This window comes from Streptomyces sp. NPDC048639 (assembly GCF_043199075.1).
Taxonomy (GTDB): Bacteria; Actinomycetota; Actinomycetes; order Streptomycetales; family Streptomycetaceae; genus Streptomyces.
Genome location: NZ_JBICVP010000003.1, coordinates 311004 through 324138, shown reverse-complemented (window position 1 = coordinate 324138; position 13135 = coordinate 311004). Strand labels below are relative to the sequence as shown.

The window sequence follows — 13135 nt, the reverse complement described above, 5'->3', positions numbered from 1 at the left end:
GGGGGTGGGGGAGTCCTTCTTTTCATTTTTTTTTTTTGGTTCCGCGCCCGGCCCCCCCCCCCCCCCCCCCCCCCCCCCCAACCCCCCCCCCCCCCCCCCCGGCCGGGGCGGGCGCCCCCCCCCCCCCCCCCCCCCCCCCCCTTCCGCGTGGCCGGCCTCAGCCGCCCAGGTGGTGCACCCGCACCATGTTGGTGGTGCCCGGGACACCGGGGGGCGAGCCCGCGGTGATGATCATGGTGTCGCCCTCGGAGTAGCGGCCGAGCTTCAGCAGCTCGGCGTCGACCAGCTCCACCATCGCGTCCGTGTTCTCCACGTACGGCGCGATGTAGGACTCCACGCCCCAGCTCAGCGTGAGTTGGTTGCGGGTGGCGACGTCCGTGGTGAAGGCCAGGATCGGCTGCTGCGCCCGGTAGCGGCACAGCCGGCGGGCGGTGTCACCGGACTTGGTGAAGGCCACCAGTGACTTCGCGCCCAGGAAGTCGGCGATCTCGGCGGCCGCACGGGCGACGGAACCACCCTGCGTACGCGGCTTCTTGCCGGGCACCAGCGGCTGCAGCCCGCGGGAGAGCAGCTCCTCCTCGGCCGCCTCCACGATCCGCGACATCGTCTTGACCGTCTCGATGGGGTACTTGCCGACCGAGGATTCGGCGGACAGCATCACCGCGTCGGTGCCGTCCAGGATCGCGTTCGCCACGTCGGACGCCTCGGCGCGGGTCGGCCGCGACGAGTTGATCATCGACTCCATCATCTGGGTCGCCACGATCACGGGCTTGGCGTTCCTGCGGCACATCTCGATGAGCCGCTTCTGCACCATCGGGACCTTCTCGAGCGGGTACTCCACGGCCAGGTCGCCGCGCGCGACCATGACGCCGTCGAAGGCCAGCACGACCTCTTCCATGTTGTCCACGGCCTGCGGCTTCTCGACCTTGGCGATGACCGGGACGCGGTGGCCCACCTCGTCCATGATCCGGTGGACGTCACGGACGTCGCCCGCGTCCCGTACGAAGGACAGCGCCACCATGTCGCAGCCCAGCGCGAGGCCGAAGCGCAGGTCCTCGATGTCCTTCTCCGACAGCGCCGGGACGTTGACCGAGACCCCCGGCAGGTTGATGCCCTTGTGGTCGGAGACGACGCCGCCCTCGATGACGATCGTGCGCACCCGCGGGCCCTCGACCTCCACGACCTGGAGCGCCACCGCGCCGTCGTTGATGAGGATCGTCTCGCCCTTGGAGACGTCACCGGGCAGGCCCTTGTACGTGGTGCCGCAGATGGTCCGGTCGCCCGGCACGTCCTCGGTGGTGATGATGAACTCGTCACCGCGCACCAGCTCGACCGGGCCCTCGGCGAAGGTCTCCAGACGGATCTTCGGGCCCTGCAGGTCGACGAGGACGCCGACGGGGCGGCCGGTCTCCTCCGACACCTTGCGGACGCGGTGATAACGCTCCTCGTGCTCCGGGTGGGAACCGTGGCTCATGTTGAATCGGGCCACGTTCATGCCGGCCTCGATCAGCGACTTCAGCTGGTCGTAGGAGTCGACGGCAGGGCCCAGGGTGCAGACGATTTTGGAACGGCGCATGAGGGCGATCCTATCGGTTTTGTTTACGAGCGGAATATTGGTGCTGTAGCTACATCCGAGAGCTAGGCGCTGACCAGGGCGTATGTCTCTGTGGCGATCTCCAGTTCCTCGTCAGTGGGCACCACGGCGACCGCCACCCGGCTCGTCTCGGCCGAGATCAGCCTCCCCCGGCCGCCGCCGGGAGTGCCCCCGGAGGAGGCTCGTACGGCATTGAGCACCGCGTCCACCTCGATGCCCAGACCTTCCAGCCCGCGCATGGCCGCCTCGCGTACGGCCGCGGAATTCTCGCCCACTCCCGCGGTGAACGCGATGACGTCCACCCTCCCGAGTACCGCGAAGTACGCGCCCACATACTTCCGCAGCCGGTGGATGTAGACGTCGAAGGCGAGCCGCGCCCGTTCGTCGCCCTCGCCCATCCTCCGGCCGATCTCCCGCATGTCGTTGTCGCCGCACAGACCGAGCAGCCCGCTGCGCTTGTTCAGCAGCGTGTCGGTCTCGTCCGTGGACATTCCCGCGACCCGGGACAGGTGGAAGATCACCGCCGGGTCGATGTCGCCGGAGCGGGTGCCCATGACCAGGCCCTCCAGCGGGGTCAGCCCCATCGAGGTGTCCACGCACACCCCGCCCCGTACGGCCGAGGCGCTGGCGCCGTTGCCCAGGTGCAGCACGATCGCGTTGGTGTCGGCGACGTCCTTGCGCAGCAGCTTCGCGGCCGCCCGCGAGACGTACGCGTGCGAGGTGCCGTGGAAGCCGTAACGGCGCACGCCGTGCGCGTCGGCGGTGGCGGTGTCGATGGCGTACCGGGCCGCGGCCTCCGGGATCGTGGAGTGGAAGGCGGTGTCGAAGACGGCAACCTGCGGAAGGTCGGGGCGCAGCTCGCGGGCGACTTTGATGCCGGTGATGTTCGCCGGGTTGTGCAGCGGCGCGAGCGGGACCAGCTCCTCGACGGCCGCCACGACGCCGTCGTCGATCAGGGTGGGCTCGGTGAACCGGGTGCCGCCGTGCACCACCCGGTGGCCCACCGCGGCGAGCGCCGGGGAGTCCAGGCCGAGTCCCTGCGCGGCCAGTTCGGCGGCGACCCGCTTCAACGCGGCCGTGTGGTCGGCCACATCGCCTTCGCCGATGCGCTCCACGATGCCGGAGGCGAGCCGCTCGCCGCTGCCGTCCGCCATCTCCAGGAGCTGGTACTTCACCGACGAGGAGCCGGAGTTGAGGACGAGTACGCGACTGGCGCTCACGCGGTCTCCGCATTCTGTGACGTGGACGTGGACGTGGACGTCGACGAGGGAGCGGCCGTACCCGGCCGCTCGCCCTGGGCCTGGATGGCGGTGATGGCGACGGTGTTGACGATGTCCTGGACGAGGGCGCCGCGGGAGAGGTCGTTGACCGGCTTGCGCAGACCCTGGAGGACCGGGCCGACCGCCACGGCACCGGCCGAGCGCTGCACCGCCTTGTACGTGTTGTTGCCGGTGTTGAGGTCCGGGAAGATCAGCACGGTCGCCTTGCCCGCGACCTCGGAGTCCGGCAGCTTCGTCGCGGCCACGGCGGCGTCCACCGCCGCGTCGTACTGGATCGGCCCGTCCACTGCCAGGTCCGGGCGTCGCTCGCGGACGATCTCGGTGGCCTTGCGCACCTTGTCGACGTCCACGCCCGAGCCGGAGGTGCCCGTGGAGTACGACAGCATCGCGATCCGCGGCTCGACCCCGAACTGGGCCGCGGTGGCGGCCGACTGGATGGCGATGTCGGCGAGCTGCTCGGCGTCCGGGTCGGGGTTGACCGCGCAGTCGCCGTAGACGAGCACCCGGTCGGCCAGGCACATGAAGAAGACGGAGGAGACGATCTGGGCGCCCGGCGCGGTCTTGATCACCTCGAAGGCGGGACGGATGGTGGCGGCGGTGGAGTGGACCGCGCCCGAGACCATCCCGTCGGCCAGGCCCTCCTGGACCATCAGCGTGCCGAAGTACGAGACGTCGGCGACGATGTCGTACGCCAGCTCGTACCCGATGCCCCTGTGGGCCCGGATCGTGGCGTACAGCTCGGCGAACCGTTCCCGCAGCGCCGAGGTCTGCGGGTCGATGAGGTGGGCGCCGGAGACGTCGATGCCCAGCTCGGCCGCGCGCTTGCGGATCAGGTCCTCGTCGCCGAGCAGGGTGAGGTCGCAGACGTCGCGGCGCAGCAGCACGTCCGCGGCGCGCAGCACCCGCTCCTCGGTGCCCTCGGGGAGCACGACGCGACGGCGCCGGGACCGGGAGCGCTCGATCAGCTCGTGCTCGAACATCATCGGCGTGACGCGGCTGGAGCGGGCCAGGGATATCCGGTGCGTCAACGCGGCCGTGTCCACGTGCCGTTCGAAGAGCCCGAGGGCGGTCTCGGCCTTGCGCGGGGACGCGGCGTTGAGCTTGCCCTCGATCCGGGACAGCTCGCCCGCGGTCGGGAAGCTCTGGCCCGGCACCGAGAGCACCGGTGTACCGGGGGCGAGCCGCGAGGCCAGCGCCATGATGTCCGGACCCGGCCGCTCGTCGAGGGTGAGCAGCACGCCACCGATGGGCGGGGCGCCGGCGCTGTGGGCGGCGAGGGCACCCACGATCAGGTCGGCCCGGTCGCCCGGGGTGATCACCATGCAGCCCTCGGTCAGCGCGCGCAGGAACGTCGGCAGCATCGCGCCGCCGAAGACGAAGTCCCGCACGTCGCGGGCGAGTCCGGCGGCGTCGCCGAGCAGCACCTCGGCGTCCAGGGCGTGCACGATCTGCTGCACGGTGGGAGCGGAGAGGGAGTCGTGCTCGGGGAGGGTGTAGCAGGGGACGGGCAGCCGGTCCGTCAGGCGTGCGGCGACCTCCTCGTGGTCCGCGCGCGCGACCCGGTTGACGATCATCGCGGTGATGTCGCAGCCGAGGGAGTCGAGCGCGGCGTACGCGTTGTGGACCTCGGCGCGCACGGAGACGGCGTCCTGGTCCTGGCCGCCGACGACGGGGATCACCGAAGCGCCGAACTCGTTCGCCAGCCGGGCGTTCAGATTCAGCTCGGCCGGGAGGTTGGTGCCCGCGTAGTCGGTGCCGAGGACGAGCACGAACTCGTAGCTGCGGGCCACCTCGTGGAAACGGGCGACGAGTTGGGAGACCAGCTCGTCGGTGCCCCGCTCCGCCTGCAGCCGGGCCGCCGTGTGGTAGTCGATCCCGTACACGCTCTCGGCGGGCTGGCTCAGGCGGTAGCGGGCCCGCAGCAGCTCGAAGAGCCGGTCGGGACCGTCGTGGACGAGCGGGCGGAAGACCCCTACCCGGTCCACATGACGGGTCAGGAGCTCCATGACTCCCAGCTCGACGACCTGGCGGCCGTCGCCGCGGTCGATCCCGGTCACGTACACGCTGCTCGTCACGCGTGCTCTCCGATCTTCGAACGCCGGATCGGCTCACATGCAGCCGACAGAGTGGGCTTACCCTCTTGACAATACCTGCAGGGATGAGTAGAGCCGGGGCCCGGGTGGAGGGGGTAGTCGCGGGGCATACGGGCCTCCGGGACCGGGTGGACACGGTCGGCGCGGGTGGTCCGCGCGAGGCGGAACAGCGGTCCGCCCGACGTGAAACAATCGAACTGGTCGATGTGTACGACCACCCGGCCACCGAGTACCGAGCAGGAGAGTCGAGCCGATGCGCATCGGAGTCCTCACCGCGGGCGGCGACTGCCCCGGCCTGAACGCCGTGATCCGGTCGGTCGTGCACCGCGCCCTGGCCGCGTACGGCGACGAGGTCATCGGATTCGAGGACGGCTTCAAGGGTCTGCTCGACCGCCGGTACCGCACCCTCGACCTCGAGGCCGTCAGCGGCATTCTCGCCCGCGGCGGCACCATCCTCGGCTCCGCACGGCTGGAGCGTGCGCGACTGAGCGAGGCCACCGACAACGCCGAGGAACTGTGCCGCGAGCTCGGCCTCGACGTGCTGATCCCGATCGGCGGCGAGGGCACGCTCACGGCGGCCCGGATGCTCTCCGAGGCCGGCATGCCGGTCGTCGGCGTCCCCAAGACGATCGACAACGACATCTCCTCCACGGACCGCACCTTCGGCTTCGACACCGCCGTCACCGTCGCCACCGAGGCCATCGACCGGCTGAAGACGACCGCCGAGTCCCATCAGCGCGTCATGGTCGTCGAGGTCATGGGGCGGCACGCGGGCTGGATCGCGCTGGAGTCCGGCATGGCGGGCGGCGCGCACGGAATCTGCCTGCCGGAGCGGCAGTTCAACGTCGACGACCTCTGCAAGATGGTGGAGGAGCGCTTCGCGCGCGGCAAGAAGTTCGCCGTGATCTGCGTCGCCGAGGGCGCGCACCCGGCCGAGGGCTCGATGCCGTACGAGCGGGGCGCGATCGACCAGTACGGCCACGAGCGCTTCGCCGGGATCGGCAACCGGCTGGCGGCCGAGCTGGAGCGCCGGCTCGGCACGGAGGCCCGGCCGGTCATTCTCGGACATGTGCAGCGCGGCGGGACGCCGACGGCGCACGACCGTGTGCTGGCCAACCGCTTCGGCTGGCACGCCGTCGAGGCCGCGCACCGCGGCGAGTTCGGCGGGATGACCGCGCTGAGCGGTACGGACATCCGTATGGTGCCGCTGGCGCACGCCGTCACGGAGCTGAAGACCGTCCCCGAGTTCCGTATGCGCGAGGCGGAGTCGGTCTTCTGACGGCGATGAAGCCCTGCGCGTACTTCACGGACATCGTCGTGCGGAGGAAGAAGCAGCAGGGGTCCACGCCGAAGCCGGCTTGCCCGGTGTCCGCCGCCTGACGCCTGACGCCTGACGCCTGATGTCCGGTGTCTGATGTCCGGTGTCTGCTGTCCGGCGCCGAGGCTCTCCGGCGACGCGCCTCCGCTGCCCGCGGACCGGCGGGCGAGCCTCCGCCGGTCCACCTCGGACGCCGGTGCTACCGGCTCTCGCGCTCCTGCGCGTACAGCAGGGACCAGAAGAGCTCCAGCACCTCGTCGAGGAAGGCCTTCCCCGCGTCCCCGGAAGCCGTCGACGTCGTGCCCACGCCCCAGTTGAGCGTGCCGACCATCCGCGTCTGGTAGTCGGAGTGCAACTGGTGCAGGACGTCACCGAGCCGCTGCTTGGGGAGCGGCAGCATCTTCGTCAGGGGTTTCACGTACGCCTGCCAGCGCGTGGTGACCGCGTTGCGCAGCAGGTCGGTCAGGGCGTCCGCGCGCCCGGTGAACTCGATGAACGCGGGCAGCGGGAGCGCCAGGGTCTCGGCGAGCGCCGTGGCCTGCCGGTCGTTGCCGGTCCAGTTGCCCGTCTGCTCGACCAGTTCGTACGCGGCCGGGTCCATGCCGATGTGCAGCGCCAGATCGGAGGCGGCTAAACCGCGCGCCAGCCGGTGCTCCCGCAGGGTGCTCGGTGAGCCCAGCAGATCGCCGGGTGAGCACCAGAGAGCTCCGGCCAGCGCGGTGAGCTCGGCTTCGGTCGGTGAATCGTCGCCGAGCTCCCAGGCAGCCACCATCGCCGGACTGACCTGCAGTCCGTAGGAGGCCCAGATTCCGTAGGCGACCTGGGCATGGCCCATCCCCAGCCCTTCTCGCAACCGGCGTGCGGTAGTTGCGTCAAAGGGGGGTTTGTGGGCGTCGGGTGGGGGGAACGAACGCACGCCGAAAGGCTAGGGGCTACTGGCGAGTAACTACTACGGTTCGTCCACAGAAGCTCACGACTTGTGCAATCGCACCGAGATGTCAACCGGTGACAGGCTCGCCCGCCCCACCGCCCGTGTTCAGCGGCGCCGTCCCCGGACGACGGGACGCACACCCCACTGGGCGCGGAATTCGCCGCCGGGCGGAAGGACTTTGAGCCCGTAGCCGTTGTTGAACGCATTCGCGGCGCAGGAATACGGCTCGATGGCCAGTCCGCGCCGGCGGCCGTCGGGATCGGGCAGGGTGTCGCCCGTGTACACCTGAAGGAATTCGTGCTGCCGGTCCTGCCACACCTCCAGCGAGACGGGGCTTTCGGGCGAGGTCATCCGCACCACGGCCAATCCGTCGCCGTTCCGGACGAGTTCGGCGAATCCGGTGTCGAGAACCGTGTCCCTCAGCCGTCGCGGCCGCAGAAAGTCGAATGAGGTCCCGGCGACGGGGACGGGCGGCGGAAGGGGAATTCCTCGGTCGTCGGTGCGGAACCACTTCCGGGCCGGAAGTGTGAGCACGATGTCGTCGATGTACTCGGTGCCCAGCGTGAAATACGGGTGGGCGCCCACGCCGTACGGGACCCTGTCGGCGCCGGTGTTGCGCGCGGCGTTGGTGACGAGCAGTCCGTGCTCGGTGAGTTCGTAGGTCTGCCGCAGGCGCAGGACGAACGGATAGCCCGGCTGCGCGTGCAGGGTGAGCCCCATGACCAGCCGGGACGTGCTGCGCTCCACGACCTCCCAGTTCATCCACCGGGTCAGCCCGTGGATGGCGTTGGCCTGCGCGGGCTCACTCCAGGGCAGCACCTGCTCGGTGCCGTCGAAGGTGTAGGTGCCGTGGTCGATCCGGTTCGGCCACGGAATGAGCACCTGACCGTACGAGGCCCCGGTCGGATAGGAATCGGGGCTGAAGGTGTCGAGCAGTTGATGCCCCTTCACCGTGTACGACCTCAGGCCCGCGCCCAATTCGGTGACGATGAGGCGCTGTTCTCCGCGGGAGATCTCGTAACTCTCGCCCGACAGGGACGAGGGCGATGTTCTTCTTTCCGACGGCACTGTTCGTGTCGCCGCGTGCGCGGCGCCGGTGCCGGTGCCCAGCAGTGCCAGACCGGTGCCGATTCCCGCTGTGAGAACACCGCGCCTGCCGGGCTGCGCGGATTCCGTGCCGTCATGGTGCAGAGTCATTCCACCCGCTCCTTCGCCTTTTCCGCAGGGCGCTGCCGCCGCGGTTTCCCGTCGCATTTCCGCCGGTGGTGCCGATGGCCCGGCCTCTTTCCGGATCGATCTTGACGCGTCCGTGGGCAGGCGTGATCACGACACGCGTGGACAGCATGCGGAGAGTGACCGATCCTGGGAGTACCGGCCGGGCGGGCGGTGCACGGCTCGGCGTGACCGACGTGGACCGACGTGGACCGATGCGAAGAGGTGCGCGATGGACTGGTGGGTGTGGATCGTCGTCATTGCGGTGGTCGTCGGCGTCCTGGCGCTGACGATCATGGGGGTCCAGGCCCGCCGCCGCAGTGGCGGAGTCATCGCCGTGAAGCGGCGCGGACGCGGCCGGACGGGTGGCCTGAAGTGACCGGTCTGATGCTCGCGACGGAGATCACCAAGCGTCCGGTGGTCACGCTCGGCGGAGACGCGGTCGGCCAGGTCAAGGACGTCGTGTTCGACGGCGCGGGCGGTCGCGTCGTGGGGTTCACCCTCAGCGGGCGCAAGTGGTTCTCCGGGCCGATGAAGCAGAGTCTGCCCTGGACGGCGGTACGCGCGCTGGGCCGCGACGCCCTCATGATCGCGAACGAGGACGTGCTGGAGGGCCGTACGGACGTGGTGGAGAAGGGCGAGGCCCGGGGCGGGGACGTCCTGGCGTCCCGCGTCCTCACCGACGCCGGCACCGACATCGGCAAAATCGTCGACGTCGTCGTCGACCCCGATGCGGGCGCCGATGTCGTCGGCTACGAGATCGCCCCGACCGAGGCGCTCGGCCGCCGCGCCCGCACGGTCTTCCTGCCGCGCGCCGAGACCATCGCGGTCTCCGGCGAAGCCCTGGTCGTCCCCGCCACGGTGACCGAGTACGTAGCCGAGGACCTCGCCACCTTCGAGGAGCGGGTCAGGGCGTACCGGGACCGCTCACCCTCATCGGAGGCCTGATGCTGTTCAGCCAGACCGAGGACCGGCCCGTGGTGAGCGTCGCCGACGCGAGCACGGTCGGTGTCGTGGACGCCTGCGTCGTCGACCCGGCCCTGGCCCGTGTCGTGGCGCTCCGCCTGCACAAGACCAAGGACTCCAAGCGGAACATCCTCACCCTGGCGCGCGCCCGAGCGATCGGCTCCGACGCCGTGATGGTGGACGACCCGGAGGTACTGGAGACCGCCGAGGGCGGCCTCGCGGAACTCGCGGACAAGAACCGCGATCTGCCGCAGAAGCGCGTCCTCACCGACCGCGGTGACGAACTCGGCTCGCTCACGGATGTGGACTTCGATCCCGAGAGCGGCGCGGTCCTGACCCTGCACACCACGGCCGGTGACCTGGAGGGCAGGGCACTGATCGGCAACGGCGGCTACGCCGTGGTGGTCCGCGCCGACCTCACGCCTGCGGGATCGAGCACCGCCGCATCGAGCACCCCGTCCTCCTCGGGCTAGCCGTCCTCGGGCAAGCCGTCCTGACCGCCGCAGCCGACGTGGGACCGGGCTTCAGCCCTTGACCGCGCCGCCGAGCGTGAACCCGCCGCCGAGCCGCCCCGAGATCAGCACGTACAGCAGCACCACCGGGGTCGAGTAGAGGATGGAGAAGGCGGCCAGCTGGCCGTAGACGATGGACCCGTAATTGCCGAAGAACGTGAAGATGGAGACGGACGCAGGGAGTTGATCGGGCGTCAGCAGCAGCATGAAGGGGACGAAGAAGTTCCCCCACATCATGATGAAGCTGTAGATCGTCACCACGGTCACGCCCGGGCCCATCAGCGGCAGCACGACCCGGAGCAATGTCTGCAGGGCGGAGGCCCCGTCCGTCCAGGCAGCCTCCTCCAGCACCATCGGGACGCCGTCCATGAAGTTCTTCATCAGCCAGATGGCGAACGGCAGTTGCGAGGTGGCCAGGAAGAACGCGGTGCCGTGCATGGTGTCGATCAGATCGACCTGGACGAACAGACCGTAGACCGGGACCATCACCGCGGTGATCGGCAGACAGGTCGTGAACAGGACCGTCAGCAGATACGGCCGGTTCAGCCGCGACCGGAAGCGGGACAGCGGATACGCCGCGAGGGCCGCGCAGGCCACCGTCAGGGCCGTGGCACCGCCGCACAGCAGCAGGCTGTTGAGCATCGGCGTGAAGGTGATGTCGTCCGTCATCACCGCGGAGAAGTTGTCCAGCGTCGGGGACCCGGGCGGCCGTACGCGCAGGGTGGCGTCGGCGTCCACCGAGGCCAGCAGCAGCCACGTCAGCGGTACGGCGAAGGCGAACGCGAGGACGAGGAGCGCGGCGTCGGCGGCCAGGCGGCGGCGGGTGCGGCGCGAGAGGGCCGTCGTGCGGGGCGGGCGCGGGGGCGAGGTCACCGGTCACACCTCCGTACGCAGCAGGCGCAGATAGAGCACCGAGAACAGCGCTCCGACCAGCAGGAGGAGCAGCGCCACCGCCGTGCCGTAGCCGATCAGGCTCTTCAGGAACGCCTGGTCGTACATGAACACCGGCAGTGTCTGGCTGCGGTTGCCCGGGCCGCCCCGCGTCATGGCCCAGATGAGGCCGAAGACCGAGAGCGTCTGGAGGGTGTTGAGCATGAGGTTGGTGCCGATGGAGCGGCGGATCATCGGCAGGGTGATGTGCCACAGGCGCCGGTGTCCGCGCGCCCCGTCGACCTCCGCCGCCTCGGTGATCTCCTTCGGGATCTCGGAGAGGGCGGCGGAGTAGACGAGCATCGAGAACGCGGTCCCGCGCCAGACGTTGGCGAACGAGACCGCGAGGATGGGGAGGGTGAACAGCCAGTTCTGGGAGGGGAGATGGAGGTGGTCGAGGATCGCGTTGAGCGTTCCCTCGCGGCGGAAGAAGGCGTAGAGCAGAAAGCCCGCCACGATCTCGGGCAGCACCCAGGCGGTGATGACGATCGCGCCGGTGAGGGTGCGCACCGGCTTCGAGGCGCGCCGGAGCAGTCCGGCGAGCGCCAGCCCCAGCGTGTTCTGGCCGAGGATCGAGGAGATGACGGTGAAGACGAGGGTCAGGACGACCGCGTTGCGGAAGTCGTCGTCGGCGAAGGCCCGCCGGAAGTTGTCCAGCCCGACGAAGTCGGCGGACGACGAGCCGGTCAGCTGCATGTCGGTGAAGGCGATCCAGACGCAGTAGCCGATCGGCCCGCCGAGGAAGAGCAGCAGCAGGAGAGTCGCGGGGACGAGCGGCAGCCGGCGCAGCGTGCCGCGGGCGCGGGGGCGCGGTCGGCCCGCGCGCCGTTCGGGAGGCGCCGCCTTCGCGGGCGGCGCGGTCGCGGTGGTCATCAGGGCTTGTTCACCACGGCGCCGTCGGTGACGGACTTCAGCTGGTCGTCGTAGGACCGCGCGGCCTTGGCGGCCGAGGCGTCACCGGTGGTGACGGACTCCATCGCCTCGCCGATGGCGCTGGAGACCTGCGGATAGACGGGGAGCGCCGGCCGGTAGTGGGTGTGCTCCACCAGCCCGGTGAAGAACTCGATGCCCGGCATGGACTTCTTGTACTCCGGGTCGGCGGCGACGTCCTCGCGGACCGCGATCTGCGCGTTGACCACGTCCCACTCGACCGCGTTCTCCTTCGTCTGGAGCTGCTCGACGAACTTCCAGGCGAGATCCGGGTTGTCGGACTTCGCGGGGATGGCCCAGGTCCAGCCGCCCGACATGCTGACCTTTCCGGGTGCCTGGCCCTTCTGGGTCGGCATCGGCGCCTGGCGGAGCACATCGGGCCACTCGGGCCACGGCTTCCCGCCGGACTTCAGCCACTGCTGGCCGATCCAGGAACCGTCGAGGTTGATCGCGAGCTTGCCCTCGGGCAGAAGCTCGGTGGCCACATGGGTGTTGATGTTGGGGTCGAGGGCGTCGGACGGGTCGGGGCCGAGCTTCTCGGCGTAGACGGTGCGTACGAACTCCAGGGAGTCCTCGAAGCCCTGGCCGCCGGTGACCCACTTCTTCGCCTTCGGGTCGTAGAGCGGGTCCTCGCCCGTGCCGTAGAGCAGCATCTCGAAGCCCTGCATGGCGGCGACTTCGCCGGGGGCCTTTCCGGTGTAGACGTTCAGCGGGACGACGCCGGGGACCTTCTTCTTGATGGTGCGGGCGGCGTCGAGGATCTCGGCCCAGTTCTTCGGCTGCCAGTTCTCGGAGAGCCCGGCCTTGGCGAAGATGTCCTTGTTGAACCACAGGCCGCGGGTGTCCGTGCCGTCCGGGACGCCGTACGTCTTGCCGTCCTCCGCCTTGGCCGCCGTCTTCGCCGTGTCGACGAATCTGTCCCAGGTGGCCCAGGACCCCAAGTAGTCGTCCAGCGGCCGGAGATAGCCGGCCTTGATGTCGGAGTTGATGCGGAAGGTGTCCTCGTAGACCAGGTCCGGCGCGGTCTTGGGGGAGCGCATCATCTGCTGGACCTTGGTGGCGTAGTCGTTGTCCGGCGCCTGGATGGGGACGAGCTCCACCTTCTTGCCGGGGTTGGCCTTCTCGAACTGCTTCTTCACCGAGGCCAGCAGGTTGTCCTTGAACCGGATCTTGTTGTCGGTGCTGCGGTTGTAGGCGACCTTCACGGTGTCGGGATCGCTGCCCGAACCGCCACCGCAGGCGGTGAGGGCGGAGGCGGCGAGGACGGCGGAGAGGGTGAGCAGAGGAGCTGTGGGGCGCACGGCACGACCTCCTGAGAGCACCTGGCGGGCTGCTGGGTGACCGTACGAGCGGCTGAACGGGCGGTCAA

12 protein-coding genes are annotated in these 13135 nt (G+C 69.8%); 4 read left to right on the top strand and 8 right to left on the bottom strand.

Features of this window, described 5'->3' with window-relative positions:
• Window positions 1-157: 157 nt before the first annotated feature.
• The 3 genes from pyk to pta all read right to left on the bottom strand — a co-directional run bounded on the left by pyk (window position 158) and on the right by pta (window position 4949).
• A complete protein-coding gene (gene pyk, locus ACGFNH_RS09700) occupies window positions 158-1576 on the bottom strand; it encodes a pyruvate kinase (RefSeq protein ID WP_393652504.1) in 1419 nt (472 codons plus the stop codon).
• 62 nt (window positions 1577-1638) lie between these two features.
• Complete coding sequence (locus ACGFNH_RS09695; protein ID WP_393652503.1) at window positions 1639-2814, bottom strand: acetate kinase; 1176 nt, start codon at window positions 2812-2814, stop codon at window positions 1639-1641.
• The gene (pta, locus tag ACGFNH_RS09690; protein ID WP_393652502.1) at window positions 2811-4949 is read right to left on the bottom strand and encodes a phosphate acetyltransferase; all 2139 of its coding nucleotides are present in this window, start codon (window positions 4947-4949) and stop codon (window positions 2811-2813) included. Before pta ends, ACGFNH_RS09695 begins: the two co-directional genes overlap by 4 nt.
• A 271-nt stretch (window positions 4950-5220) precedes the next feature.
• Between pta and ACGFNH_RS09685 the strand changes: the two genes are divergently transcribed.
• Window positions 5221-6246, top strand: coding sequence for a 6-phosphofructokinase (locus ACGFNH_RS09685; RefSeq protein ID WP_393652501.1), 1026 nt, complete (start codon window positions 5221-5223; stop codon window positions 6244-6246).
• Window positions 6247-6484: 238 nt separating this feature from the next.
• Here ACGFNH_RS09685 and ACGFNH_RS09680 read toward each other — a convergent pair whose 3' ends face one another.
• On the bottom strand, window positions 6485-7120 hold the full coding sequence (locus ACGFNH_RS09680; RefSeq protein ID WP_393652500.1) for an XRE family transcriptional regulator: 636 nt from the start codon (window positions 7118-7120) through the stop codon (window positions 6485-6487).
• A gap of 201 nt (window positions 7121-7321) precedes the next feature.
• Entirely contained in the window at window positions 7322-8413 is a 1092-nt protein-coding gene (locus ACGFNH_RS09675; RefSeq protein WP_393652499.1) for an aldose 1-epimerase family protein, read from the bottom strand.
• A gap of 247 nt (window positions 8414-8660) precedes the next feature.
• Here ACGFNH_RS09675 and ACGFNH_RS09670 point away from each other — a divergent pair, with 247 nt between their 5' ends.
• Genes ACGFNH_RS09670 through ACGFNH_RS09660 form a run of 3 tightly spaced genes read left to right on the top strand, consistent with a single transcriptional unit; the run spans window position 8661 to window position 9867 of the window.
• Window positions 8661-8807, top strand: a complete 147-nt coding sequence (locus ACGFNH_RS09670; RefSeq protein ID WP_393652498.1) for a hypothetical protein — start codon at window positions 8661-8663, stop codon at window positions 8805-8807.
• On the top strand, window positions 8804-9376 hold the full coding sequence (locus ACGFNH_RS09665) for a PRC-barrel domain-containing protein (RefSeq protein ID WP_393652497.1): 573 nt from the start codon (window positions 8804-8806) through the stop codon (window positions 9374-9376). The genes ACGFNH_RS09670 and ACGFNH_RS09665 overlap by 4 nt, the downstream gene beginning before the upstream one ends.
• Window positions 9376-9867, top strand: coding sequence for a hypothetical protein (locus tag ACGFNH_RS09660; protein WP_393652496.1), 492 nt, complete (start codon window positions 9376-9378; stop codon window positions 9865-9867). Before ACGFNH_RS09665 ends, ACGFNH_RS09660 begins: the two co-directional genes overlap by 1 nt.
• A gap of 51 nt (window positions 9868-9918) precedes the next feature.
• Here ACGFNH_RS09660 and ACGFNH_RS09655 read toward each other — a convergent pair whose 3' ends face one another.
• The 3 genes from ACGFNH_RS09655 to ACGFNH_RS09645 are packed head-to-tail and all read right to left on the bottom strand — an operon-like array spanning window position 9919 to window position 13067.
• The gene (locus tag ACGFNH_RS09655; RefSeq protein ID WP_393652495.1) at window positions 9919-10779 is read right to left on the bottom strand and encodes a carbohydrate ABC transporter permease; all 861 of its coding nucleotides are present in this window, start codon (window positions 10777-10779) and stop codon (window positions 9919-9921) included.
• 3 nt (window positions 10780-10782) lie between these two features.
• Window positions 10783-11709, bottom strand: coding sequence for a carbohydrate ABC transporter permease (locus ACGFNH_RS09650; protein ID WP_393652494.1), 927 nt, complete (start codon window positions 11707-11709; stop codon window positions 10783-10785).
• Complete coding sequence (locus ACGFNH_RS09645; protein WP_393652493.1) at window positions 11709-13067, bottom strand: ABC transporter substrate-binding protein; 1359 nt, start codon at window positions 13065-13067, stop codon at window positions 11709-11711. The genes ACGFNH_RS09650 and ACGFNH_RS09645 overlap by 1 nt, the downstream gene beginning before the upstream one ends.
• Between the last annotated feature and the right edge of the window lie 68 nt (window positions 13068-13135).